The 25,433-nt window shown below is 55.3% G+C and carries 26 protein-coding genes; 15 read left to right on the forward strand and 11 right to left on the reverse strand.

The features are described from left to right. Positions 1-34: 34 nt before the first annotated feature. On the reverse strand, positions 35-1,390 hold the full coding sequence (hemN, locus tag BUC32_RS10470; RefSeq protein WP_073252331.1) for an oxygen-independent coproporphyrinogen III oxidase: 1,356 nt from the start codon (positions 1,388-1,390) through the stop codon (positions 35-37). Between the two features lie 64 nt (positions 1,391-1,454). Between hemN and fnrL the strand changes: the two genes are divergently transcribed. Beyond that, positions 1,455-2,201: a transcriptional regulator FnrL gene (gene fnrL, locus BUC32_RS10475; RefSeq protein ID WP_073252333.1), complete on the forward strand. Its 747-nt coding sequence runs from the start codon at positions 1,455-1,457 to the stop codon at positions 2,199-2,201. Between the two features lie 70 nt (positions 2,202-2,271). Here fnrL and BUC32_RS10480 read toward each other — a convergent pair whose 3' ends face one another. Further along, complete coding sequence (locus BUC32_RS10480) at positions 2,272-3,111, reverse strand: universal stress protein (protein ID WP_073252335.1); 840 nt, start codon at positions 3,109-3,111, stop codon at positions 2,272-2,274. Between the two features lie 208 nt (positions 3,112-3,319). On the opposite strand from BUC32_RS10480, the gene ccoN reads away from it, so the two are divergent. The 8 genes from ccoN (at position 3,320) to ccoS (ending at position 11,535) form a co-directional block, all read left to right on the forward strand. Then, positions 3,320-4,921: a cytochrome-c oxidase, cbb3-type subunit I gene (gene ccoN, locus BUC32_RS10485; RefSeq protein WP_073252410.1), complete on the forward strand. Its 1,602-nt coding sequence runs from the start codon at positions 3,320-3,322 to the stop codon at positions 4,919-4,921. Between the two features lie 13 nt (positions 4,922-4,934). Beyond that, positions 4,935-5,663, forward strand: coding sequence for a cytochrome-c oxidase, cbb3-type subunit II (ccoO, locus tag BUC32_RS10490; RefSeq protein ID WP_073252337.1), 729 nt, complete (start codon positions 4,935-4,937; stop codon positions 5,661-5,663). Positions 5,664-5,675: 12 nt separating this feature from the next. Next, a complete protein-coding gene (locus BUC32_RS10495) occupies positions 5,676-5,861 on the forward strand; it encodes a CcoQ/FixQ family Cbb3-type cytochrome c oxidase assembly chaperone (RefSeq protein ID WP_073252339.1) in 186 nt (61 codons plus the stop codon). Next, positions 5,858-6,724, forward strand: a complete 867-nt coding sequence (ccoP, locus tag BUC32_RS10500) for a cytochrome-c oxidase, cbb3-type subunit III (protein WP_073252341.1) — start codon at positions 5,858-5,860, stop codon at positions 6,722-6,724. The genes BUC32_RS10495 and ccoP overlap by 4 nt, the downstream gene beginning before the upstream one ends. 566 nt (positions 6,725-7,290) lie before the next feature. Further along, positions 7,291-8,718: a cytochrome c oxidase accessory protein CcoG gene (gene ccoG, locus BUC32_RS10505; protein WP_073252343.1), complete on the forward strand. Its 1,428-nt coding sequence runs from the start codon at positions 7,291-7,293 to the stop codon at positions 8,716-8,718. Continuing rightward, positions 8,718-9,176, forward strand: a complete 459-nt coding sequence (locus BUC32_RS10510) for a FixH family protein (protein WP_073252345.1) — start codon at positions 8,718-8,720, stop codon at positions 9,174-9,176. Before ccoG ends, BUC32_RS10510 begins: the two co-directional genes overlap by 1 nt. Positions 9,177-9,179: 3 nt before the next feature. Next, a complete protein-coding gene (locus BUC32_RS10515; RefSeq protein ID WP_073252347.1) occupies positions 9,180-11,369 on the forward strand; it encodes a heavy metal translocating P-type ATPase in 2,190 nt (729 codons plus the stop codon). 7 nt (positions 11,370-11,376) lie between these two features. Further along, complete coding sequence (gene ccoS, locus BUC32_RS10520) at positions 11,377-11,535, forward strand: cbb3-type cytochrome oxidase assembly protein CcoS (RefSeq protein WP_073252348.1); 159 nt, start codon at positions 11,377-11,379, stop codon at positions 11,533-11,535. Positions 11,536-11,595: 60 nt separating this feature from the next. Here ccoS and BUC32_RS10525 read toward each other — a convergent pair whose 3' ends face one another. From BUC32_RS10525 to BUC32_RS10535, 3 genes are all read right to left on the reverse strand, one after another. Next, entirely contained in the window at positions 11,596-12,285 is a 690-nt protein-coding gene (locus tag BUC32_RS10525; RefSeq protein ID WP_073252350.1) for a fumarylacetoacetate hydrolase family protein, read from the reverse strand. A gap of 39 nt (positions 12,286-12,324) precedes the next feature. Beyond that, positions 12,325-13,689 (reverse strand): D-alanyl-D-alanine carboxypeptidase family protein, encoded by a 1,365-nt coding sequence (locus BUC32_RS10530; RefSeq protein WP_073252352.1) that lies wholly within the window; start codon positions 13,687-13,689, stop codon positions 12,325-12,327. A 203-nt stretch (positions 13,690-13,892) separates the two neighbouring features. Beyond that, positions 13,893-14,594, reverse strand: coding sequence for an HAD family hydrolase (locus tag BUC32_RS10535; RefSeq protein ID WP_073252354.1), 702 nt, complete (start codon positions 14,592-14,594; stop codon positions 13,893-13,895). Between the two features lie 96 nt (positions 14,595-14,690). Here BUC32_RS10535 and clpS point away from each other — a divergent pair, with 96 nt between their 5' ends. From clpS to hemF, 4 genes are all read left to right on the forward strand, one after another. Next, positions 14,691-15,029 (forward strand): ATP-dependent Clp protease adapter ClpS, encoded by a 339-nt coding sequence (gene clpS, locus BUC32_RS10540; protein WP_073252356.1) that lies wholly within the window; start codon positions 14,691-14,693, stop codon positions 15,027-15,029. Between the two features lie 31 nt (positions 15,030-15,060). Beyond that, positions 15,061-16,044, forward strand: coding sequence for a class I SAM-dependent methyltransferase (locus tag BUC32_RS10545; RefSeq protein WP_073252358.1), 984 nt, complete (start codon positions 15,061-15,063; stop codon positions 16,042-16,044). Between the two features lie 40 nt (positions 16,045-16,084). Continuing rightward, on the forward strand, positions 16,085-16,885 hold the full coding sequence (locus BUC32_RS10550; protein ID WP_073252360.1) for an SDR family NAD(P)-dependent oxidoreductase: 801 nt from the start codon (positions 16,085-16,087) through the stop codon (positions 16,883-16,885). Between the two features lie 72 nt (positions 16,886-16,957). After that, the gene (gene hemF / locus BUC32_RS10555) at positions 16,958-17,851 is read left to right on the forward strand and encodes an oxygen-dependent coproporphyrinogen oxidase (RefSeq protein ID WP_073252362.1); all 894 of its coding nucleotides are present in this window, start codon (positions 16,958-16,960) and stop codon (positions 17,849-17,851) included. Between the two features lie 64 nt (positions 17,852-17,915). Here hemF and BUC32_RS10560 read toward each other — a convergent pair whose 3' ends face one another. The 3 genes from BUC32_RS10560 to hemC form a co-directional block, all read right to left on the reverse strand. Continuing rightward, the gene (locus BUC32_RS10560; RefSeq protein WP_073252364.1) at positions 17,916-18,479 is read right to left on the reverse strand and encodes a hypothetical protein; all 564 of its coding nucleotides are present in this window, start codon (positions 18,477-18,479) and stop codon (positions 17,916-17,918) included. A gap of 216 nt (positions 18,480-18,695) precedes the next feature. Then, positions 18,696-19,784: a Hint domain-containing protein gene (locus BUC32_RS10565; RefSeq protein ID WP_073252366.1), complete on the reverse strand. Its 1,089-nt coding sequence runs from the start codon at positions 19,782-19,784 to the stop codon at positions 18,696-18,698. Between the two features lie 138 nt (positions 19,785-19,922). Continuing rightward, a complete protein-coding gene (gene hemC / locus BUC32_RS10570) occupies positions 19,923-20,882 on the reverse strand; it encodes a hydroxymethylbilane synthase (protein ID WP_073252368.1) in 960 nt (319 codons plus the stop codon). A 206-nt stretch (positions 20,883-21,088) separates the two neighbouring features. On the opposite strand from hemC, the gene hemE reads away from it, so the two are divergent. Continuing rightward, complete coding sequence (hemE, locus tag BUC32_RS10580; protein ID WP_073252372.1) at positions 21,089-22,123, forward strand: uroporphyrinogen decarboxylase; 1,035 nt, start codon at positions 21,089-21,091, stop codon at positions 22,121-22,123. Between the two features lie 118 nt (positions 22,124-22,241). Here the strand turns inward: hemE and BUC32_RS10585 are convergent, their stop codons facing one another. Beyond that, positions 22,242-22,934, reverse strand: a complete 693-nt coding sequence (locus BUC32_RS10585; protein ID WP_073252374.1) for a helix-turn-helix transcriptional regulator — start codon at positions 22,932-22,934, stop codon at positions 22,242-22,244. A 100-nt stretch (positions 22,935-23,034) separates the two neighbouring features. Between BUC32_RS10585 and BUC32_RS10590 the strand changes: the two genes are divergently transcribed. Then, the gene (locus BUC32_RS10590) at positions 23,035-23,481 is read left to right on the forward strand and encodes an SRPBCC family protein (RefSeq protein WP_073252376.1); all 447 of its coding nucleotides are present in this window, start codon (positions 23,035-23,037) and stop codon (positions 23,479-23,481) included. A gap of 27 nt (positions 23,482-23,508) precedes the next feature. Here BUC32_RS10590 and BUC32_RS10595 read toward each other — a convergent pair whose 3' ends face one another. After that, the gene (locus BUC32_RS10595; protein ID WP_073252378.1) at positions 23,509-24,591 is read right to left on the reverse strand and encodes a CaiB/BaiF CoA transferase family protein; all 1,083 of its coding nucleotides are present in this window, start codon (positions 24,589-24,591) and stop codon (positions 23,509-23,511) included. A 10-nt stretch (positions 24,592-24,601) separates the two neighbouring features. Beyond that, the gene (locus BUC32_RS10600; protein WP_073252380.1) at positions 24,602-25,429 is read right to left on the reverse strand and encodes an SDR family NAD(P)-dependent oxidoreductase; all 828 of its coding nucleotides are present in this window, start codon (positions 25,427-25,429) and stop codon (positions 24,602-24,604) included. Positions 25,430-25,433 lie beyond the last annotated feature (4 nt).

A 25,433-nucleotide genomic window follows, 5' to 3' on the forward strand; every position in this document is an offset into this window, starting at 1 on the left:
TGGGGCGACGCGCTTTCTTTGGATTGATGTTAGATCAGATTGCCGAGCTGTGCCCGGCCTGATCCATTCCGTAAGCATCAAATGCCCGTGCGATCATGCGTGTGAGCGGGCGTGCTTCAAGTGGTACGAAAAGCCCGTCTTCTGTGATCTGCAACATGTCCGGGAACTGTTCAGATACAGATGTAAACATGGCCGCCAGCTTGGCTTCGGCGATGCCGAAGGTATCGATGATCTCTTGCGCGTTAATACGGAAGTCGCACATCAAGGCTTCGATCAGGCGCGAACGCAGTTTGTCTTCCCCTTTAAAAGCATGGCCACGGCTGGTTGAGAACTTGCCGTCGCGAATGGCGCCTGTGTGGCCCGAGGTTGCCGGGTTGTTCTGAGCATAGCCTTGTGGGAAGCGTGAAATGGACGAGGCTCCGACACCAATCAGGACGTCGGCGGTGTCGTCGGTGTAGCCTTGGAAATTCCGACGCAAAGTACCGTTACGCAAAGAAACGGACAGGCCGTCTTCTTTGGTGGCAAAGTGGTCGATGCCGATCTCGTCATAATTGTCCCACAGGAACAGTTTACGGGCGGTTTCAAACAGATCCAGCCGTTCTTGGGGGGTGGGCAGAGTATCGGAAGGGATCATCTGCTGCCGTTTGGCCATCCAAGGAACATGCGCATATCCGTATAGGGCTACGCGATCGGGGGAAAGTGACAGGAGTTTCTGAACGCTTTCCGTGATTCGTTCCTGTGTCTGATGCGGCAGGCCGAAAAGAATATCTGCATTCAGGCTTTTGACCCCATGCGACCGGATCATGTCCACTGCGTCGCGGGTGATATCATAGCCTTGGATGCGACCGATGGTTTTTTGAATTTCGTCATCGAAATCCTGCACCCCGATTGAAGCACGGTTCATGCCGTTGCGGGCCAGAACCGCAAGACGTTCGTCATCAACCTCATTGGGGTCGATCTCGACCGAGAATTCGCCGTCGTCCGCCATCGGGGCCACATCAAAAATGGCGCCTGCAAGATCGTCCATCATCGCAGGCTCAAGCAGGGTTGGTGTACCGCCTCCCCAATGCAGGCGAGACAAGGTCACGCCGTCGGCCAGATGCGATTTCAGAATCGCGAGTTCCTGTTTCAGGGTTTCAACATAGGCCGCGACCGGTGAGGCGCTGGCGGTGCCTTGTGTGCGGCAGGCACAGAACCAGCACAGACGGCGGCAAAATGGCACGTGGATATAAAGTGATATTTTCGAATCACCTTTAACCGCGCCGATCCAGTCCCCGAATAGGTCAGGAGTTACGTCGTTCTTGAAGTGTGGTGCCGTGGGGTAACTCGTATAACGCGGTACTTTCGCGTCAAATAGACCCAGCTTTGCCAATTGTGTTTTCGTTTCCATGGAACTACGCTTAGTCGCATCCGGTCAGGGCCAACCTTGACCCAGATCAAGCGCGAACTCGATTATGTTGAAACAACCGATCCTTACTGCACCGCACAATTGTGCGGAATGTCCTATTCGTCATCAGGCGGTGTGTGCGCGCTGTGAACCTGACGAGTTGGATGCGTTGGAAGAAATCAAATACTACCGCAGCTTTGAAGCTGGCCAGACGGTTGTCTGGTCCGGAGATCAGATGGATTTCGTCGGGTCTGTGGTTTCCGGAATCGCATCCCTGACGCAAACCATGGAAGATGGCCGCACACAAATGGTAGGGCTGCTACTGCCCAGTGACTTTGTCGGACGCCCCGGACGCAATGGTGCTGCCTATGATGTCGTGGCCACAACCAATCTGGTCATGTGCTGTTTTCGCAAGAAACCGTTCGAACAGATCATGCTGGAGACGCCGCATATTGCCCAACGTTTGCTGGAAATGACGCTGGACGAACTGGATGCTGCCCGCGAATGGATGCTGGTCCTTGGACGCAAGACGGCCAGGGAAAAAATTGCGTCGCTTCTGTCGATTATTGCCCGGCGTGATGCCACGTTGAAGCCAAACGATAATCCAGGGACAACAGTATTTGACTTGCCGCTGACCCGCGAAGCGATGGCGGATTATCTTGGTCTGACTTTGGAAACTGTCAGCCGCCAGATGTCGGCCCTAAAACGAGATGGTGTCATTCAGCTTGAAGGCAAGCGTCATGTGACGGTGCCTGATCTTATTCGGCTGCTGGAAGAGGCAGGTGACGATACCGATGGCGGTGTTATGGCCTAAAGAAAAAGGCGGGAATTTCCCGCCTTTACTTGGTACGTAGTGGGCGGGGTTTCCCCCGCCTTTTTCGTGACTAGTGCGCCATAAAGACAGGAACTTCGGCCTGTTCCAGCATATTACGGGTCGCACCACCAAGAATGGCTTCGCGGAACCGTGAGTGGCCGTAAGCCCCCATGACCACCATATCGCAGTTCGAATCCTTGGCATGTCGCATGATAACATCGGATACACGCGGTAGCGTTTTGGACAGAACGTCGATTTCGACTTTGACGCCGTGGCGTGACAGGAACTGAGACAGCATACCGCCTGGGTCCGAGCGATTGGGTCCATGTGTGGGCGGGTCTACGACCACAACCCGAACCAGATCGGCATTTTTCAAAATCGGCATTGCGGCACGAATGGCAACCAGTGCTTCGGCGCTTTCGTTCCAGGCAATCGAGACGGATTTGGCGTCGGCCAATGGTGTGGCTCCGTCTGGAACGACCAGAACAGGGGCCTGACCTTCGAAAAGGGCAGCTTCGATTGTGGGCTCCAGCTCGGAGCCGTGGCCGCTACCATACGGTTTGGGCAGGATCACCAGATCTGCAAAGCGGGCGCGTTGCGCCACATGGCGACCAAGGTCAGCAATCTGGGCGACACCGGATTCAGTACCCCACCGAATCCCCGCGGCTTCAAGGCGCGATTTGGCAAAAGCTTCAATCTGATCGGCTTCTTCATGCGCGCGGCTCAGGGTTTCCTGCAGGACCATCGCATTGGCCCCCGCATAGTAATACCCTGACTGGCTGCGGTCGACACCGAGCGAAAGAACGTCGAGATGGCCGTTGTTGGCAACAGCCAGCGAGATGCCCTGATCAATTGGCGCTTCGGCCAGTTTTGTATCGGTCAGGACCGTCAAAAGCGATTTATAGGCCATTCAATTCTCCATGGCACTTGCGGAAAACGATACTTGTCAGCGGCCCAGTTTGAGCCACCCTGTAGCGTGGTCTTTATTGGGTCGCTTTTTGACGCGTTGTGCTTTGATGCAGATCAAGGCGATAAGCGGTACGGAGGATCAAAAGACACTCAGTCTAAATCCGCCAGGGTACGCTCGAATCGTGCCCGGCAAGACGAAGGGACGCAATATGTTGAATTATATCAAGCTTATCGCGCTTGCGGTGGTCACGCTTTGTGCGTTGATCGCGGCGAACTACGCGCGCGATGTGGCTTATCTGGTGCATGCGATTATCATCGCACTGGTATCAGGTGGGTTGTTTATCTGGACCTTGCGGAAGGTCGGCGACGTAACGTCGCATCCGCAGAATGAATATTTGGATAGCGTGGTACGCGCAGGCGTAATCGCGACGGCCTTCTGGGGTGTCGTCGGGTTCCTTGCCGGCGTTTTCATCGCTTTCCAGCTGGCATTTCCGGTACTGAACTTTGAATGGGCAGAAGGCTACGCCAACTTTGGACGCCTGCGTCCATTGCACACGTCAGCCGTGATCTTCGCCTTTGGCGGCAACGCATTGATCGCGTCGTCATTCTATGTTGTTCAGCGCACAAGTGCTGCTCGCCTCTGGGGCGGCAACCTTGGTTGGTTTGTCTTCTGGGGCTATCAGCTGTTTATCGTACTGGCAGCCACCGGCTATTTGCTGGGCGGCACGCAGTCGAAAGAATACGCCGAACCTGAATGGTATGTTGACCTTTGGTTGACGGTTGTCTGGGTGGCCTATCTGGCCGTTTTCCTGGGCACGATCATCAAACGCAAAGAGCCACATATCTATGTGGCCAACTGGTTTTACCTTTCGTTCATCGTCACCGTGGCGATGCTGCACCTGGTGAATAATGCGACCATCCCTGTTTCGATTTTCGGGTCGAAATCGGTTATCGTCTGGGCCGGCGTCCAGGACGCGATGACCCAGTGGTGGTACGGCCACAACGCTGTTGGCTTTTTCCTGACTGCAGGTTTCTTGGGCATGATGTACTACTTTGTGCCAAAGCAAGCCGAACGTCCGGTGTTCTCGTACAAGCTGTCGATTATCCACTTCTGGGCTCTGATCTTCCTGTACATCTGGGCTGGCCCACACCACCTGCACTACACCGCGCTGCCGGATTGGGCGTCGACACTGGGTATGGTGTTCTCGATTGTGCTTTGGATGCCGTCCTGGGGCGGCATGATCAACGGTCTGATGACGCTCTCGGGCGCATGGGACAAGCTGCGCACCGACCCTGTGATCCGCATGATGGTGATCTCGATCGGCTTTTATGGCATGTCGACCTTTGAGGGCCCGATGATGTCGATCCGCGCTGTGAACTCGCTGTCGCACTACACTGACTGGACCATTGGCCACGTGCACTCTGGTGCCTTGGGCTGGAACGGCATGATCACCTTTGGTGTTCTGTACTTCCTGGTGCCTGTTCTGTGGAAACGCGAAGCGCTCTACTCGCTCAAGCTGGTGTCATGGCACTTCTGGCTCGCCACGATCGGTATTGTTTTGTACGCCGCATCGATGTGGGTCACTGGTATCATGGAAGGCCTGATGTGGCGTGAAGTGGATGCCAACGGCTTCCTGGTGAACTCGTTCGCTGACACTGTTGGTGCGAAACAGCCGATGAACATCGTGCGTGGTTTGGGTGGACTTCTGTTCCTCTCGGGCGCCGTGATCATGTGCTACAATCTGTGGATGACTGTGAAGAAATCGCCGGCCAAAGAGTCGAGCCTTTCTGTCGCAGTCCCGGCTGAATAGGAGGGCCGGAGCAATGGGAATTCTTGACAAACATAAGGTTCTAGAAACCAACGCGACCCTCCTGCTGATTTTCAGCCTGTTGGTTGTAACCATTGGTGGCATCGTTCAGTTGGCACCACTGTTCTACCTTGAAAACACCATCGAGGATGTGGAGGGCATGCGCCCGTACACACCCCTCGAGATGGCGGGTCGGGAGGTTTATATCCGTGAAGGCTGCTATGTCTGCCACTCACAGATGATCCGTCCGATGCGTGATGAGGTTGAACGCTATGGTCACTATTCGCTGGCTGCGGAATCCAAATACGACCACCCCTTTCAGTGGGGTTCTAAACGGACAGGTCCTGATCTGGCTCGTGTAGGTGGTCGTTATTCGGATGAATGGCACGTGGATCACATGCGCAACCCACAAGCGGTTGTGCCGGAATCGATCATGCCAAAATATGGCTTCCTCGAGCGTAAGAAGATCGACGGCAAATACATTGGTGAGCTGATGGCGACCAACGCACTTGTCGGCGTGCCTTATACTGAGGACATGATCGCCAATGCCAAGGCTGACTTTGCGGCTCAGGCTGATCCGGACAGCGACTATGATGGTTTGCTGGAACGTTACGGTGACAAGGTGAACGTACGCAACTTTGATGGCCAAGCGGGCATCTCAGAAGCAGACGCGCTGATCGCTTACTTGCAAATGTTGGGCACGCTGGTCGACTTCTCGACCTTCAACCCCGACATGCACCGGTAAGGGAGAGAAATTATGGAAACATATACTCTTATGCGTGAGTTCGCCGACAGCTGGATGCTCTTGTTCTTGTTCGTATTCTTTATCGGGGTCATCTTTTGGGTGTTCCGTCCAGGTGCGACCAAGGAATACCGCGATACTGCGGGCATCCCGTTCCGGCACAGTGACAAACCCGCCACGGATGAGGAGGCGAGGACATGAGCAAGAAACCTGTTCAGAAAAAGCAAGATCCGGAAACCACCGGTCACGTTTGGGACGGCATCGAAGAGTTTAACAATCCACTCCCTCGTTGGTGGCTGTGGACTTTCTATGTCACAATCATCTGGGCCATTGGCTATACTGTCCTCTATCCGGCGTGGCCGGGTCTTACGGGCACCACTCAGGGTGTTCTGGGATGGTCGCAGCGTGCTGATGTTGAAGCTGACATTGCATCTGCGTCAGAAAAGCTGGCTCCAATCAACGCCAAACTGGAAGCGGCAGACCTGACTGCCATTTCCAGCGATGCTGAGCTGAGTGGCTATGCTGCTTCGGCTGGTGCGGCGGTGTTCAAAACCTGGTGCGCTCAGTGCCACGGTTCTGGGGCTGCTGGTGCGGTTGGCTATCCGAACCTCTTGGACAACGACTGGCTGTGGGGCGGCGATATCGAAGCCATCTACGCCACCGTTAAGCACGGGGTTCGCACCGAAGAAGACGACGATGCGCGTTACTCGGAAATGCCCGCCTTTGGTGTTGATTACCTCGAGCCCGAGCAAATCGATTCTGTGGTCAACTATGTGATGTCTCTGTCCGGTGATCCGGTGGATGCCTCTCTGGTGGCTGCTGGTGGTGAAGTGTTTGCTGAAGAATGCACATCTTGCCACGCCGAAGACGGCACGGGCGACCGCGAGCAAGGTGCACCTAACCTGACCGATGCGATCTGGCTTTATGGTGGTGACTACGATGCCATCAAAGAGACCGTCAGCAACAGCCGTTATGGTGTAATGCCAAGCTGGGGTTCACGTCTGAGCGAAGCTCAGGTCCGTGCAGTCGCAGCTTATGTTCACCAGCTTGGTGGCGGTGAGTAATCACATTTGAAATCTCTGTGGCGGTAAGCGCCGCAGACGAGGGCCCCGGTTTTACAAACCGGGGCCCTTTCCGTTTTAGGAATGGCGGCGACCCAAGGCCAAGGTCCCATAGAAAATCATCTGAAAATAGTTGTTTTGTGCACAAAAAAATAACGCCTTGGGCGAGCAGATAATGTGTGCAGTTTGATCTGGGTCAAAGGCGATTTGGCGGGAATCGGAAAGAGTGAGGGCAATCAAGGCCCTGTTCGCTGCTGAAAATTCAGTGTTCTGGGGTTCAGAGTTGCCCGTGACTTACGTTGTGGGGCAAAGGTGTCGGCTTTCCGTCCTGTTCGCGCGTTTCCTGGAAAGCCGACACTTACTAAACAAGCATATCACCTGCACCTTTGAATGCAATCCCACTTTGGGAAGGTTTTTCTGTTCGCATTCGTCGTTTCGACGAGGTAGTGGCTGGACGTCGAAAATTAAAAACCTACATTAAGGATGTAGAATTTGATGCAAATCAAAGTCCTTGACCGTCAGGTTGGCGAAAAGACACTCAGAGAATTCTTTAGGCGCGAGTGATTCCTGTGAGTAAAACCGATCAAGAGCCGGAGCTATATGCGGCCCGTGAACCCATTTTTCCGAAGCGTGTGTACGGAAAGTTCCGTAATCTCAAATGGTTCCTCATGGCCTTTACGTTGGGTATTTATTACCTGACCCCGTGGATTCGCTGGGATCGGGGGCCAAGCCTTCCTGATCAGGCCGTGCTGGTTGATATTGCCAATCGCCGTTTCTTTTTCTTCATGATCGAAATCTGGCCGCATGAGTTTTATTTTGTTGCGGGTCTGTTGATTATGGCAGGCTTGGGGCTGTTCTTGTTTACCTCGGCACTGGGAAGGGTCTGGTGTGGATATGCCTGTCCACAAACTGTCTGGACAGATTTGTTTCTACTTGTGGAACGATGGATAGAAGGCGACCGTAACGCGCGGTTACGCCTGCACCGGCAAAAGAAATGGGATTTTCGCAAGTTTCGATTGCGGGTTATCAAAGTGCTCTCGTGGATTTTTATCGGGCTTGCGACTGGCGGGGCTTGGGTCTTTTATTTCACCGATGCGCCAGCGCTGCTGCAAAGCCTGCTATTGGGCACAGCACACCCAATTGCCTACACCACAATTGCGGTGATGACCTTTTTTACCGTGTTCTTTGGCGCTATCGCCCGAGAGCAGATTTGTATCTATGCTTGTCCATGGCCCCGCATTCAGGCGGCCATGATGGACGAAGATACCTTGGTCGTGGGCTATCGCGACTGGCGTGGTGAGCCGCGCGGCAAAGGCAAACGGACGCAGGACACTGAGCTTGGCGATTGTATCGACTGCATGGCTTGCGTGAATGTCTGCCCCACTGGCATCGACATTCGCGATGGCCAGCAACTGGAATGCATCACCTGCGCACTTTGCATTGATGCCTGCGACGAAATGATGGAGAAGGTCGGAAAGCCACGCGGTTTGATCGACTATCTGGCAGCTTCGGACGAGGGCCGCGAACGAGAGGGTGGACAGCCAAAGAGTATTTGGAAACACATTCTGCGCCCACGGACCATTCTGTATACAACGCTGTGGTCGCTGGTTGGGGTTATGCTGGTCGTGGCTTTGTTCTTGCGCTCGGACATTGAGCTGACTGTCGCGCCTGTGCGTAATCCTACCTTTGTCACCCTATCTGACGGCACAATCCGCAACACCTATGAAGTGCGTCTGCGCAACAAGCATGGCGATGATCGTCCCTTCCAGATTTCAGTGAAGGGCGATCCGTCGCTGCTGGTTCAGCTTGAGGGCACAGAAGGCGATACCGTTATCGTTCCGGCCGATCAAATGAAGCTGCAACGGGTTTATGTGCTATCTCCAAAAGGCGCTCTGCCCGCAGAAAGTGCGAGCACCGGGTTCCGTATTTGGGTTGAGGATGCGTCCAATGGCGATCGGGTGTATAAAGACACCGTATTCAACGGAAGGGCCAACTGATGGCAGAACGTGAATTTACCGGTCGTCATGCTGCAATGGTGTTTGTTGGGGCTTTTGGTGTCATCATCGCTGTTAATCTTTTACTGGCCTTTTCCGCGGTCAAAACCTTTCCGGGGCTCGAGGTGAAAAACTCGTATGTTGCCAGTCAGGAATTTGACGCGCGACGCATTGCTCAGACCGCTTTGGGCTGGAAAGTTGCAGCGCGGGCCACGGGTGGGTTGGTGATCCTGTCGATCACAGACCAAGAGGGGGCTCCGGTTCAGGTGACGTCGCTTGAGGCAATTCTGGGCCGTGCAACCCATATGAAAGATGACATGGAACCGGCGTTTCAGTTTGACGGGTCGGTTTATGTTGCACCTGCTGAGCTGGCGGGCGGAAACTGGAATATTAGGATGAAGGCCACTGCCCAAGATGGAACCGAGTTCACGCAGCGCGTGGTCCTCTACGTCAAAGGTTGAGCCATGACCGCTGTAATGCGTCCCTCCGCGTCTGCCTGTCCGGCCTGTGATGCCGCCCCAGCCGCGGCCGCGCTTGCGGCTGAGCAGGAACAGCAAAAGGATGCGCGTCTGGCGCTGTCGCTGCCGACGATCCACTGTGCGGCCTGTATTTCGGCAGTTGAACGTCAGCTGAACGCCTATCCCGGCGTGAAATCCGCGCGGGTGAACCTCACCTTGAAACGCGCCACAGTTGAGGCCGAACATGATGTTCTGGCCGAAGATCTGGTCGGAGCGCTCACTGGTATCGGCTATGAAGCCCATGAGTTGGATGCGGGGACATTGTCTGCCACTGAAAACGACAAGGCAGGACGCGATCTGTTGATGCGGCTGGCCGTGGCCGGTTTTGCATCGATGAACGTGATGTTGTTGTCGGTTTCCGTTTGGGCCGGGGCCGAAGCTGCGACACGGGACATGTTCCATTGGATTTCGGCGGCAATTGCGCTGCCGACCATCGTTTTTTCGGGTAAGCCGTTTTATGTGAGTGCGTGGTCTGCGTTGAGAAACAAACGTCTGAATATGGACGTGCCAATTGTATTGGCGATACTTCTGGCGGTGGCGACGTCACTTTGGGAAACCATGCTGTCCGGCGAGCACGCCTATTTCGACGCGGCGCTGACGCTGGTGTTTTTCCTGCTGGCAGGTCGCTATCTGGATTATCGCACCCGCGCCGTTGCCCGATCTGCCGCCGAGGAACTGGCGGCATTGGAAGTGCCGCGCGCGATCCGAATGGTGGACGGTGCAGAAGAAACGGTTCAGGTCAGCGAACTTGTGGTTGGCGACCTTGTGATTGTGCGCCCTGGTGGCAGGATGCCCGTGGATGGTCAGATTGTCGAAGGCCAGTCTGAACTCGACCGGTCTTTGCTGACCGGTGAAACAGTGCCAGTCTATGCCGAGCCGGGGGGTGGCGTCAGCGCGGGTGAAGTGAACCTGACCGGACCATTGGTCATTCGCGCCACAGCAGTGGGAGAAGAAACCAGCCTACACCGCATGGCAGACCTTGTTGCCATCGCCGAGTCTGGTCGGTCGCGGTACACGTCATTGGCGGACAGCGCGGCCAAGCTTTATGCGCCGGGGGTTCACATCCTGTCCGCGCTCGCCTTTGTGGGGTGGTATCTTTACACATTTGATTTGCGCACAGCGTTGAACATTGCCGCGGCTGTATTGATCATTACTTGTCCCTGTGCGCTGGGTCTTGCGGTGCCTGCTGTGACCACGGCTGCGTCGGGGCGATTGTTTCGCAAAGGCATGTTGATCAAGCACTCAACGGCTTTGGAACGGCTGGCACAGGTGGACACGGTTGTGTTTGATAAGACTGGCACACTGACTGCGGGCACGCCGCGATTGACCAATCTGGACGAGTTTGCCCGCGAGGAAATAGAAGTGGCTTTGGCATTGGCGATGGGATCGTCTCATCCACTGTCACAAGCGCTTAGCGATGCCGCGCGGGAACTGGGTGTGAGACCTGCCAAACTGAGCGAGATTGAAGAGGTTCCGGGTTTCGGGACCCAAGGCAAGCGGAACGGCACCCTGGTGCGTTTGGGGCGTGCCACATGGGTTGGAGCGCAGCCTTTGGCACAGACATCTGCATTTTTGTCTTTGGGCGATGGCGCCGCACGCGCCTTCACCTTTGAGGACACGCTGCGCGATGGCGCTGAAGAGGCTGTGCGCACTCTTTTGGATGGTGGCAAAGAGGTTCTGCTGATCTCGGGGGACAGCACCGGGGCGGTGGAAAGTCTTGCCGCCCGTCTGGGTATCACCAAATGGGTGGCCGAGGCGCTGCCCGAAGATAAAGCCGCACGGGTGATGGCGCTGACGGACGAAGGTCGGCGCGTTTTGATGGTCGGCGATGGTCTGAATGACACGGCTGCTCTGGCGACTGCGCATGTTTCGATTTCCCCGGCGTCGGCTTTGGATGCGGCGCGTGTGGCGTCAGATATTGTGTTATTGGGCGGGGATCTCAGCCCGATTGCCGATGCCTTGGCGACGGCGCGGTCTGCGACCAAACGCATCCGTGAAAACTTTCGAATTGCGACGGTTTACAACATCATCGCTGTGCCGCTGGCGGTCGCCGGACTGGCAACACCCCTGATTGCCGCATTGGCCATGTCATCGTCTTCGATTACTGTGTCGCTCAACGCTTTGCGGTTGAGGTAAAGGCCTGATGGAAGTTCTTGCGTATCTGATCCCGATTTCACTGATCCTTGGGGGGATTGGGCTTTTGTTCTTTATCTTTACGGTGCGCACCAACCAGTATGACGACCCGGAAGGCGACGCACAGCGTATTCTGAACAGTGAATGGGACGATCACCCCAAGCCCTAGCGCCCACCGAACACACAGCTGCCTCCGGCGGGAGCATTTTTGAAACAGTGAAGCGCGGTCTCAGGCGAAAGAGACTTCGGCCGGGCTTAGGCCCTCAACGGTTACAGTGCAGGACTGTCCAGGTGTGATTTGTCCGACACCAGCAGGCGTACCAGTCATGATCAGATCGCCCGGTTGCAGCGTTACCAGACGTGACAGAAAGGCGATGATGTTGGCTGTGGGCCAGATCATTTCCACGAGGTCTGAATCCTGACGAATTTCACCGTCAACGGTGCAGCTGATGCGACCCGTGGTCATATCGCCGACTTCAGAAGCCGGGTGAAGCGCGCCAATCACGGCGGAATTGTCAAAGCCCTTGGCCATACACCAGGGGCGGCGGTCTTCTTTTGCCTGAGCCTGCAGGTCGCGCCGTGTCAGATCATTGCCCGAGGCGTATCCCCAGATATGCGCAGCGGTGTCCTCGGCTGCGATATCAGTGCCGGCTTTGCCAATGGCGACAACCAGTTCGGCCTCGTGGTGCAGATTTTCGGTTTCGACCGGAAACGGGATCGTGCGGCCAGACGGGATTGCGGCATCTGCCGGTTTGTTGAAGAAAAAGGGGTGCTTTTTTTCAGGATCCAGGCCCATTTCACGCGCGTGCTCGGCGTAGTTTCGACCAACGCAGAAAATGCGGCGGACAGGGAACAGGGCATCGCTACCGGCAATCGGCAGCAAAACGGGGGCGGGGGCGGGAAAAGCAAGGTTTGTCATGCCGAAAGTTCTGGACCAGAGCGGTCGCAGGAGCAAGCCTTAAGACGGACCAATTGTAACGCAGGCGATTTGTCGGGCTTGCAGGCGGCGGCAGGCAAGCGCTGCGGTGTCTTGCGACAGGCCAAGGAAATTTGCTTCGTAGCCGCGTGAGTTTTTGACAACTTTCCGCAAAGACCCATCCAGTGTCGACATCTCGGCCAAAGCGGTTTTCAGCAAGACCTTTTCTGCCGCATACCGGCTGGCATAGCGCCCCACGTTGATACCCCAATGCCGCCCGCCAGACGTAGACAGGCGCGTCACGACCTGCGGGGCTTCTGGTTCGACAGAAGCTTTGGTCAGGTCAATCGACGTGTCGCTTTCAACGGGCCGGTTTGCCTGTGCCTGAACAAGTGCATTCTTGATGTCGTCTTCAATATCACTGGCCGACGCGACCGCCACAGGTTGGTTTTGCGGCTCCATAGAGCGTGGCCGCAATTTGGGCCTCAGGCTTTGTTTGACGGCTACTGTCACACGAACGGTTTTACTTGTTGAAGGTTCGCCGTTGTATTGTGGCGCTGTTGGTTTGTTTAGGGCAACGCGGGTTGGCGCGCGTCGGAATCCCAGATCCAGAAGTTCGGCCACTTTTGCATTGCGAGACGCGCTGGAGCGCCCGCCAAAAACGGTGGCGATCACGCGTTCATTGCCGCGTTCGGCCGAGGCCACAAGGTTAAACCCCGCCGCGCGGGTATAGCCCGTTTTGATTCCATCTGCGCCACGATAAGCCGCCAGAAGGCGACGGTTCGTATTGTTCACTTCTTTGATGCCTGCATTGGTCGATCGTCGCGAGAACAGGTTGTAATACTGCGGGTAATCATAAAGCAGATGCCGTCCCAGCTTGGTCATGTCGCGAGCAGTCGAAAGGTGCCCTGTCTCGGTCAGGCCGTGGGCGTTTTTGAAGGTTGTGTTGGTCATGCCAAGGGCCTTGGCGGTCCGGTTCATACGACGCGCAAAAGCGGCTTCGGAGCCAGAGATTGCTTCACCAAGCGCGGTGGCAGCATCATTGGCAGATTTAACGGCGGCCCCGCGAATAAGATACCGCAGCGCAATCCTTTGACCGGATTTCAGCCCCAATTTGGAAGGCGGTTCTGCAGCGGCGTTCTTTGAGATGCGCACCTTTGTGTCCAGTGAGATTTCGCCATTCTGCACAGCCTCGAATACCACATAAAGGGTCATCATTTTGGTCAATGAGGCCGGATGCAACCGGGTGTCCGCATTGCGCGAATGCAAGACCTTGCCCGAGCGGGCATCAACCACCATCGCAGCATAAGGAGCCGCTGCCGCAGACAGCGGAACAACAACCAACAGCCAGATGGCCGCAAGAACGAAAAGCCCGAGCCGGGCCGGCGGGGTGTGCCGAACCTTCACTGTGAAACTGCCTTTTACTGCCTCATACCGCCGGATTTTTCCGGTCGGCTTGTTTTTGTTGCTGTCAGGCTAGCACATGCCGCATCACGAATAAAGTCCCTGATTTCAGTCACTTTCAACCACGTGTTGGAAATGACAACCAAGATGTAGGGGGTGCGGTGGTTTTGAATACATTCAAAGCCAATGTGGCAGGAATGTGGCAGCTATCCAATTTTCTTAATAAGATCAGGCAAGGTTTCCAATGTTTCAATTTCGGCAAAGCGTGCGTGGGCTTCGGGTTTCTTGGCGTGTTCCAGTGCCCAGGTTAGATCGTGCGGTACGTATACGCCCCAGCTGCCCGCCTCGATTGCGGGCAACACATCCGAACGCATGGAATTGCCAACCATCATCGCGCGTGCGGGGCCGTCACCGTGACGATCAAAAGTATGGGTGTAGATGGCAGGTGTTTTGTGCGACACGATTTCTACCCAGTCAAACAGATCACCCAGACCGGATTGCGCCATCTTGCGTTCCTGATCCAGGAGATCACCTTTGGTGATCAGCACAAGGTGATGTGAAGACGCCAATTCTTCAACGGTTGCCCGGGCATGTGGTAGCAGCTCGATCGGGTGTTGCAGCATTTCGCGCCCTGCGGCCATCAACTCGGCGATCACGGCGGCAGGCACACGTTCTTCGGTCACTTCGATGGCGGTTTCGATCATTGAGAGAACAAAGCCCTTAATGCCGAACCCATAGTGTCCGACATTGCGCTTTTCGGCTTCCAGAAGGCGCTCTTCGAGGTGGTCCTGGGGGGTAAAATCTGACAGCAGCTCCGCAAAACGGGCTTGTGTAATTCGAAAGAACCGCTCGTTGTGCCAGAGTGTGTCATCGGCATCAAAACCAATGGTCGTTAAGAACTTTGCCATCTTCGGCCCCAATTATGTGACGAGAGCCTCTTTTCTAACGCTCAGGACAGGTTATATAAACCGTCCAGAGCGACAAACGTAATTCAGTAGGCACACATGACATTGAAACCTGTGTTCATGGCCGCAGACAGCGGAGACGAGGGCGACGCAGGAGTCGCAGTGCAAACGCGCACGCGTACCAAGCGCCCACCGCTGTATAAGGTGATGTTGCTGAATGACGACTACACGCCGATGGAGTTTGTTGTGCATATCCTCGAACGGTTCTTTGGCATGACACATGCCGAGTCGTTTGAGATCATGTTGACGGTTCACAAGAAAGGTGTCGCAGTTGTGGGTGTGTTCAGTCACGAAATTGCGGAAACCAAAGTGACCCAGGTTATGGATTTCGCACGCCGCCACCAGCACCCTTTGCAGTGCACCATGGAAAAGGAATGACCGCGCCAACTTTGGTGGGTCGAAAAATCTAATGTCTCATTCACGTTTGTCACTAGCCGTCGATGACGGTGGTCTGGTCCTGCCGTCTGAAGGGCGTATTGCCGTATTTTCCGCGCGTGCGGGCTTTGATTTGTCAGCGCTTGCGCGCGATGCTTGTGAGATCATTCAACCCTTGCGCCCGGACTTTGAAGCCTTTGAGCGGGCTGGGCTGACATGTGCAATTCGCGAAACTGGGCGTTACGAGGCTGCGTTGGTGTGTCTGCCACGTGCCAAGGCGCAGGCGCGGGACATGATTGCGCGTGCAGCGGATTGCTCAGATCTGGTGATTGTGGACGGTCAGAAAACAGATGGTGCTGAAAGCCTGTTGAAGGATTGTCGAAAACGCGCGGATGTGATCGGGACGATTTCAAAAGCGCATGGCAAATTGTTCTGGTTTGCGAACGGAGATTTTGCAGATTGGCGCGCACCTCATCGGCGCGAAATTGAAGAGGAATTTGTCACGGGGGCCGGGGTGTTTTCGGTCGACGGTATCGATCCTGCATCGCGGGCACTGGCAGAGGCGTTGCCGCAAAAGCTGGGGCGCAACGTGGCCGATCTTGGAGCCGGCTGGGGGTATCTGGCCCGCGAAATTCTAAATCGCGACACAGTCGAAACCCTGTATTTGATTGAAGCGGATCATACAGCCTTGGACTGTGCTCGCGAAAATATCGTTGATGACCGCGCCAGTTTTCATTGGGCGGATGCCACCAATTGGGTTGCGCGGGCGCGGATGGACACGGTGATCATGAATCCTCCATTTCACACTGGTCGCGCAGCGGAACCTGCGCTGGGGGTTGCCTTTATCGATGCTGCCGCGCGTATGCTTGCACCTTCCGGGCAGCTGTGGATGGTCGCCAACCGTCATCTGCCGTATGAAACCACGTTGAACGCGCGGTTTCAGCAGGTAGAGGAAGTGGCTGGCGACAATCGGTTCAAAGTGCTGCATGCTTCACGGCCCGCTCGCACACGCAAGTGAAAGCGCGTAATCTGACCTTCAGAATCATTGGGGAGAATCCATGTCATTCTCGATAGCAGGAAAAACCGCCATCGTGACCGGGGCTGCAAGTGGCATTGGCCTGGCAGTGGCACGTCATTTCGCGGGTCACGGTGCAAATGTGATGTTTGCGGATCTGGACGAAAAGCGGCTCATCAAAGAAGTTGGCGAGAATCAGGAAGATAGCAACGTTCGGTTTTTTGCGGGAGATCTCCGGGAGAAACTGACCATTGCCAATCTTCTGTCGGCCACAATCGATGCTTTTGACAGCATCGATATTCTGGTGAATGGATGCCGCCAGGTTGCGACTTCGGACACGTTGGACCCGGAAGATGACACACTGGAGACGATGCTGGCGCAAAATCTAAAGACATCGCTGCGCCTGTCGCAATATGTGGCCAAACGTATGATCAAACAGGCCGATGGACGTGAAGAAGGGCAGGTAGGATCAATCGTTAACCTGTCGTCCATTGCATCAAGCCGACTACATCCCGACTTGCTGGCATTCTCTGTGTCCACTGCGGCTGTGGATCAAATGACCCGCTCTCTGGCGTTGTCGCTGGCACCTCATCGTATTCGGGTCAACGCGGTTGCCTTTGGGTCGGTCATGTCGGCCAGCCTGCAGGAGGCGCTCAAGGAAAACCCTGAATATCGCGCTGAGATTGAGAAAAATACGCCTTTGGGACGTGTGGCGGCGGCAAGTGAACTCGCGGATGCCATTCAGTACCTGGCCTCGGAAGGATCTGGGTTCATGACCGGCCAAATCCTGACTTTAGATGGTGGGCGCACTCTGGTCGACCCGGTGGCTGCCGCGAGGCATTAACCAATATACAAAGCGCAGTTCAGCTGTGATTTGATCCGAAATGATGTTTTGGGGCGAAAGAAAGAAAATTCAATGACCGATCAAATGGACAGCCAAAAGGCACGAGCATCTGAGTGGTTCCGCAGCTTGCGGGACCAAATCGTGGCCGCTTTTGAAGGGCTGGAGGACAATCACGTCGAAGGCCCTTTTGCGGATCAGGCGGCAGGCCGCTTTGAAGTAACCGACACCAAACGCAGCAGTGCCGATGGGTCTGATGCTGGTGGCGGGTTGATGTCGGTGATGCGTGGTGGTCGCGTGTTCGAAAAAGTGGGCGTGAACATTTCAACAGTCTATGGCGAATTGGGTGATCGCGCCCAAGGCGCAATGGCCGCGCGCAAGGGCATCCCGGGAATGAAGGATGATCCGCGGTTTTGGGCTTCGGGAATTTCTTTGGTGGCGCATATGCAGAACCCGCATTGCCCGGCTGTACACATGAACACCCGGATGTTCTGGACCCCGCATGCCTGGTGGTTTGGTGGAGGTTCGGACCTCAATCCCTGTTTAGAATACGCTGAAGACACAGCCCATTTTCATGCGGTGCAAAAAGAGCATTGTGATCGCCATGATGCTGCACACTACCCGCGCCTGAAGGCCTGGGCAGATGAATACTTTTATATTCCGCACCGCAATCGGGCACGCGGCGTTGGCGGTATATTCCTTGATGATCACAACACTGGCGATTGGGAGGCTGACTTTGACTTCATCCAAGACGTCGGAAAAGCGTTCTTACCGGCCTTTGTACCTTTGACTGAAAAACGTCGGGTGCAGATTTTCGGTGACGCCGAGAAAGACGCGCAACTGGTTCATCGCGGGCTCTATGCGGAATACAACCTTGTCTATGACCGGGGCACCAAGTTTGGCCTGGAAACAGGCCATGACGCCAATGCCGTTCTGATGAGCCTGCCACCAATGGCCAAGTGGATTTGAATGCAAATGAGGGCAGGGGAACCCCGCCCTCGTTGCTGTCCGGATGGATGCTTGAGCCCGCGTCTCAGGCCTGAGTCAGGCGAATGTTGCGGCAAAGCTGACGGTGGGCCAGTTCAATCTCTTCGTAACGGCCTCGCACCGCCGTAATTTCCGTTGGGCTGTCCAACAATTTGATCCGCATTTTTGATGGTGAGCCGGCGACTTCGGATTTCATCACGTAAATGCTTTTGATGTTGTGCAGGGCAATACGACGGTTGGAACGAACCCCACCTTGACGATCCAGATGTGCAATGCAGATATCCTGACGCACGGGGTCAAACGTGATTTCGCTGCGATGCCCACGCGTTGCAAATGTGTAAAGCGCGATACCGATCAACGAGCAGGCTATGGAAAGCCCCAGTTTGGTTAGGTGAGGATCGGTGCCGGAGAAATTCGCATCAGGTGTTAACCACTGAACAAAGGCTCCAAATATAACGACAATACCGACAAACCGGATCACCATCTCATTGCGCGATGTGTGGCGAAAATTGCCGTCCTTTTCTCTCATAGAAAAAGACGCATCTCTTTCGGCTTTGATTTTGCGGGCGTTATCCGGTTGAACGGAAACTCGGTTTACAGCGATGTTCATGTCAATCCCTCATGACGTATGTACAGCTGCCAGAGTCCCCGCAAAAAATGGCAGCATAGAGGCGTCAATTTCAAATTATTGTGAGGAAATTCGAACACACGAAATCGAGAACTCAATTGCGCACATCCTCCGTAATCGATTGTAAAGGCTAAGAAATTCCGCTTCCTTGCTGTTGAATTCTTGCAGTTGGCCCAGGATGCCTGGCCACAAATGAGCCTAGTTTGCGGGTAATGGCGCACTTTCAAAAAGAGTTTTGTTGTTCTGCCGTGCCCGCCTGAGCAAATTGTTCAGCACACGGCCAGGGATTGTCTTGCCCGGGGCAAATACACGGGCGCTTTGGGGGTGGAACTCGGGAGCCATCAATTCCGGAAACAACGAGAGTATCTCCTTGCGAGCGCCTTCGCCAACGGTGCCCAACGCCTCTTTTCCGAGATACATGCTTTCAGCTGGGGCACCATTTGCGAAGACTATTTCATGATTTGGCAGGAGGAAATGAAAATACTGCACTTCCCCAAGACCATCATCGATTGAAATCCCCGGAAGCCCAGAAAGCTTTTTGGCAGGGACAAGAATTTCAGATGTATCAAACATTCGGGTGGCCAGCTTGGATCGCAACAGAATGCGGTGCTGCTGCGAAACCCACATATCCCGGTTGGGAATGTCATGCCCCAGTGCACCTCGTGCGATTTTCACAGGGGAAAGGTGGCCTGTGGCAGGCACTTTTTTGGCACCGATCCAACGAATGGGCTGATATCCATTGTCCATCGTCATAATCATATCGTTGATCGCAAGATCATCAACGTTCACTAGACCGGCCTGAGTCGCAATCATCGTTCCGCGCGTAAAGCATACGATATTTGTGTTGTCGATCGAACGGGCCGCAGTGGTGACGTTGGCTCCACTATAGTCTGCTTTCACAACTGCAGTTAGCTGGACACTTTGAATATTTAAGAAATCAAGGTCAGTTTCTGAGATTGGCAAAAGGTACAATTCGCCGTTGGTCATTTGGAGAACGCCAACCGTCGTATTGTAGGTGGTTCCATCGCCCCTTGTGACTGTGGCGGAAAACGCGATGGTGCTGTCCAGAACCATGGTCGTGCCATCAATCGACACAGAGTCCGGAGTGGAGCCATAATCATGGTCCGAAATAACGCCGTCGCCGTCGCCATCAAAGGCAACCGCGTCTACGGTGGACAGTGTCCCACTCCCATAGGTGCCCAAAAGGCTAGCTGCATTTTCACTAAGGTAGTTTGCCTCATTGGTATCTACATCCGCTGCAGATCCCAAACTTAACCAGGTTGCCATACTCCGCCTCACACTCACAAAAACAGACACCGAACCGATGGTGCTTTGACATTTGTATTGTGTGAAAATGGAGAAAACTTGACGTGATCAGGCCTTTATGAGGGCGTGATCCATTTTTTTCTTACTTAGTGCAGGCACCTAGGAACGCCATGCAAAAAAGCCGTCCCCAGCCTTGACCAGAAGGCTTTGCGCCATCTCTTTGCCAAGCTTTGCCCCATCCTCGACAGGCGCCGTACGATCTTCGCTGATGCTTTCCGACCCGTCAGGGCGCAGGACTTCGCCGCGCAGGCGAAGCGTGCCTCCATCCAACTCGGCCAAAGCCGCAATAGGTGTCTCACAAGAGCCGTCCAATGTGGCAAGAAACATGCGTTCGGCAGCAAGTCGCAAGCCTGTTTCCTTGTCGTGCAGAGCCGCGAGCATATCCGCGGTGCGCGAATCGTCCGCGCGCCGCTCAATGCCAATAGCACCCTGGGCGACAGCGGGCAGCATGTCTTCTGGCGAGATTGCTGAAGACGCCACATGACTCATGCCGAGACGATTGAGGCCTGCCATGGCCAAAAACGTGCAGTCAGCGACTTTATCATCCAGCTTTTTCAAGCGCGTCTGCACATTGCCGCGAAACTCCACCACATTCAGGTCAGAGCGGAAGTTCAGCAGTTGCGCACGGCGGCGCAGCGATGATGTACCCACAACAGCACCCTCGGGTAAGTCAGCCAGCGTGGCCACATCCGGGGATACAAAGGCATCGCGGGTGTCTTCGCGTGGCAGATAGGTATCCAGCAACAGACCATCTGGCTGCAGCGTTGGCATGTCTTTCATCGAATGCACGGCGATATCAATCGCGCCCGAAGACAGGTCTTCTTCGATCTCTTTGGTGAACAGACCTTTGTTGCCGATCTCTTTCAATGGGCGGTCCTTGGCGATCAAAGACGCGTCATCGCCTGTTGTCTTGATGACGACAATCTCGAACGCCTCTTGAGGCAAATCAAAAGCTTCGCTCAAACGGCGGCGTGTTTCATACGCCTGTGCCAACGCCAAAGGCGAGCCACGGGTGCCAATCTTGAGGGGGGAATCGGGGGAGGGCAGGTTCAGTGTCATGGGCCCGGTCTAATCCTGACTATTCGGTCTGACAAGCGCAGAAGGGTTGACATCCTGCCTCTCGCACGTGACCTAGCGTTGCAAATGGCCCGTTCCTGTTCTGGTATTGGGGGCCGCGTTTCTTCAGGCTGAATGCTTGAGTTAACGCGAGCTTTCCTTGACCCATGTCAACGCTGGGGCATTTGGCCATAGCTAAGAGGTGGAGCATGACACAGACAAAGAAAATGATGCGGGCATTGGCCGGCGAGACACTCGACACTCCACCCATCTGGATGATGCGTCAGGCGGGCCGTTATCTGCCCGAGTATATGGCCACCCGTGCGCAAGCCGGGGACTTCCTGTCGCTGTGCTATAACAGCGATCTGGCGACTGAAGTGACTTTGCAACCGATCCGTCGCTACGGCTTTGATGCGGCGATCCTTTTTGCGGACATCCTGTTGTTGCCTCAGGCGCTGGGTGCGGACCTGTGGTTCGTGACCGGTGAAGGGCCACGGCTCTCGACCATTCAGTCGCAAGCGGATTTCGACAAACTCAAAGACGTCTCGGAAATTCACGAAACGCTGAATCCGATTTATGACACCGTGAGTAAATTGTCCCGTGAACTGCCTTCTGAAACCACGCTAATTGGTTTTGCGGGCGCACCGTGGACCGTGGCAACCTATATGATTGCCGGTCGGGGCACGCCGGATCAGGGGCCAGCGCATAAGCTCAAAGACGAAAACCCGGCGCTGTTCGATCAAGTCATCGACCTGATCACCGCAGGTACCATTGAGTATCTGTCCAAACAGATCGAGGCTGGTGCCGAAACCGTCAAATTGTTCGACAGCTGGGCCGGATCGCTCAAAGGCGCAGATTTCGACAAATACGCGCTGGAGCCTGCCAAAAAGATCATCGCGGCGCTCAAAGCTCGTCATCCTGATACACCGATCATCGCCTTCCCACGTGGCGCAGGCGAACGGTACGTTGGGTTTGCAAAAGCCACAGGCGCCGATTGCGTGGCACTTGATGACGGTGTGACCCCTGAATGGGCCGCCGACAATATTCAGGTTGATGGCTGTGTTCAGGGCAATCTGAAATCCTCACACATGGTGACAGGTGGTCAGGATCTGGTAAACGAAACCCGCCGCATTGTTGATGCGCTGGGTAAAGGTCCGCACATCTTCAACCTGGGCCACGGTATCACACCCGACGCGGATCCGGAAAATGTGCAGCTTATGATCGACACTGTGCGTGGGAAGTAAGAACCGATTGCCTTACAGATTTGAGAACGACGCGAGCCAAAGTTCGCGTCGTTTTTTTGTGGCGCAGCGAATGACGGCCTTGAACCTATTGTACAGTGTGCTGCTCTAAGCACTACCGTCAGCTTTCCATGCGCTTCGCCGTCGCGTCTTCCCAACCTTTGAGCAATGCAGCCCGACGTCCTGGGTACTTCTGGCCCAGCACCTTCAGTTCCACCACCCGTTCTGTTTTGAAGTGCCGATAGTCGTCTTTGGTTTCGCACCACCCGACCAGGTATCGCGTGCGATCCAGAAACGCGATCAGCAGCGGCCAGACAATCCGGTCAGTCCTGCTGCCATCCCGGTCCGTGTAGATGAGCTGCAGCCTATAGCGTTCTCGAATGGCGTGGCGCAGCAAGGCGCTGTCAAAACTTTCCGAGACCCGGGCGCGCGTTTGAATGGGCTTTGTGCTGCCATCCAGCACCACTGGGCGCAGTTCTTTCGGGATCGCCAAGGAGAGCTTTGACACCAAATCCCGAGCGGCCCGAGCCAGTGAGGGGTCCGCCTCAGAGGCCACCCATGCGGCACCAAGGGCCGCGGCTTCTAACTCATCTGCTGTGAGCATCAAGGGGGGCATGTCATAGCCATCGTCAAGTACGTATCCGACACCCGCTTCGCCCGTGATAGGGATGCGTTGCGCGTGAAGCTCCGCCATATCGCGATAAAGCGTGCTAAGAGATACCTCCAATTCACCTGCCAACTCCCGTCCTGTGATCGGCGACCGGGTAGACCGCAGTATTTGGATAATCTGGAACAGTCGTTCAGTGCGACGCATTTCTACACTCTCCTCTCACACTACTGTCATAACGGTGAGAGCAGGGTAATTCTAGGACAGGCTCAACAAATCGAAAACACACAAACAAACGGAGCCGAAAATGATCCATCATGAACGCAACCTGACCGTCAATGCAGCCCCAGAAGCCGTCTGGGCGGTGCTGAGCAGATACATGCATATCGATGAATTCGCACCGCAGATCACATCAGTTGATGCCCTGACCCACGGCGAGGTTGGAGTGGGCTCAAAGCGTCGCAATCATTTTGCGAATGGTACGTCGGTTGTTGAAGAGGTGACTGCCTGGAAACCCGGAAGCGGCTACACGGTCAAGCTGTCCGACATGGCGGCAATGCCATTGCACGAAGCCAATTCCGAAATTCGCATCACTCCGATCGCTGGCCAGTCCAAGGTGACTTGGACCTTCGACTATCGCGTGAAATACGGTCCGATTGGTTGGCTAATGGGACAGACAATGATGAAAATGATGATGAGGAAGATCATCGATGCAAACCTTCAGGGGCTGTCAGAGAAGGCACGCACGGCATGAACGATGGCAAAGCGGCCGCTCACCCCTTTAAGGCGTCTTCAACTCCGCCAATATCTCGTCCGTATGCTCTCCGCGCAAGCATGGCTTGGCGACAGGCGTAGCCTTCCCACCAAATCGCGGTGCTGGGGCAGCTTGCAAAACACCACCTGGTGACTGCCAGACATTGCGGGCTTGTATGTGCGGGGCGTGACTGGCCTCAACCGGTGACAGCACGGGCGCGACACAGGCATCGGTGCCATCAAACATATCGGCCCAGTGGCTGCGGGGTTCTGCCAGAAAGATGTCTTCAAGCCGCGCAGTGAGCTTGGTCCACAGCGCGGCGTCGCGCTGGCGCAGAAACTCTGGGTCCGCGCTGAGGCCAAGTTTTTCAAGAAAGATCGCATAGAACTGCGGCTCCAGGCACTGAACGCTGACGTACCCGCCATCTGAACAAACATAGGTGCGGCTCCAATGTGGGCCGTCCAACAGGCTTTGGCCGCGATTCATCGACAGCATGCCGGTCTGACGGATGGCCATCAACAACGTCATCATATGGGCAGATCCATCGACAATGGCCGCATCCACCACGGTGCCTTTTCCCGTGGCCTTGGCGCTCAAGATGCCCGACAGCAGCCCTACCACCAGATATAAAGCGCCGCCGCCGATATCGCCCACCAATGTGGCTGGGGTAATAGGGGGGGAGCCCGGTTCAGACGCGTACCAAAGCGCACCTGAGGTGGCGATATAGTTAAGGTCGTGCCCCGCATCTTCGGCGCGAGGGCCAGTTTGACCCCATCCGGTCATGCGGCCGTAAACCAGTGCCGGGTTGTCCGCGTGACACTCCTTTGGCCCCAACCCCAGCCGCTCCATCACGCCGGGGCGGAAACCTTCGATCAGGGCGTCGGCGCTGGCGATCAGCTTTTTGGCCGTCGCCATATCATCCGGGTCTTTCAGGTCCAGTGCAATTGATCGTTTGCCACGGTCCAACACGCTACCGTCGGCTGTCACCTGACCGGACTTCCCTTTGCGGTGGATGGTGATCACATCCGCGCCAAGGTCGGCCAGTAACATGGCAGCAAAAGGACCGGGCCCAAGCCCCTCAATTTCAATGACGCGAATGCCGTTCAGCATGAAAGCCTCCTTAGCCGAGGGTAAAGCCACCACCAACGGTCAGGACCTGACCTGACACATAGTTCGATTCCGGGATGCAGAACATGTAAACACCACCTGCGGCCTCTTCCGGAGTACCACCGCGCCCCATGGGGACCATAGAGGCAAATCCACCCGCGACCTTGGTTGGAATGCCGATACCCACTTCGTTGCCGTCGACGACAATGGTTTTCTTTTCGTCCGTGGCTTCGGTCAGACGGGTTTCGATATAGCCGAAAGCCACGCAATTGACGCAGACTTTGGAGCGCCCCCATTCCTTGGCCATTGTCTTGGTCAGGCCAACCACAGCTGCCTTGGCTGAAGAGTAGTTGGCTTGGCCGACGTTGCCTCCAAGCCCTGCAACTGATGAAATGTTGACGACCTTGCGGAACACTTCGCGGCCCTCTTCAGCCTCTTGCTTGGCCGCGCCCTTGATGAATCCACTGGCGGCGCGCAGAATCTGAAACGGGGCTTTGACATGCACGTCCATCATCGCGTCGAACTGTTCGTCGGTCATGTGGCCGATCATAGAATCCCATGTGTAGCCCGCATTGTTCACGATGATATCGACACCCCCAAAGGTTTCGATTCCGGTGCCGATAAAACGCTCGGCAAAGCCTTTTTCGGTGACACTACCCGGCACGGCCACAGCCTGTCCGCCTGCTGCTTTGATTTCCTTCACCACATCCACTGCCGGATCGACCTCAAGGTCGTTAACCACGATGTTGGCGCCTTCCGAGGCCAGTTTCAGCGCCACAGCGCGGCCAATCCCATTGCCTGCGCCGGTGACATAGGCGGTTTTTCCGTCAAGCTTTGCCATAGTG

Origin of the sequence: Shimia gijangensis (assembly GCF_900142085.1) — a bacterium.
Taxonomy (GTDB): Bacteria; Pseudomonadota; Alphaproteobacteria; order Rhodobacterales; family Rhodobacteraceae; genus Shimia; species Shimia gijangensis.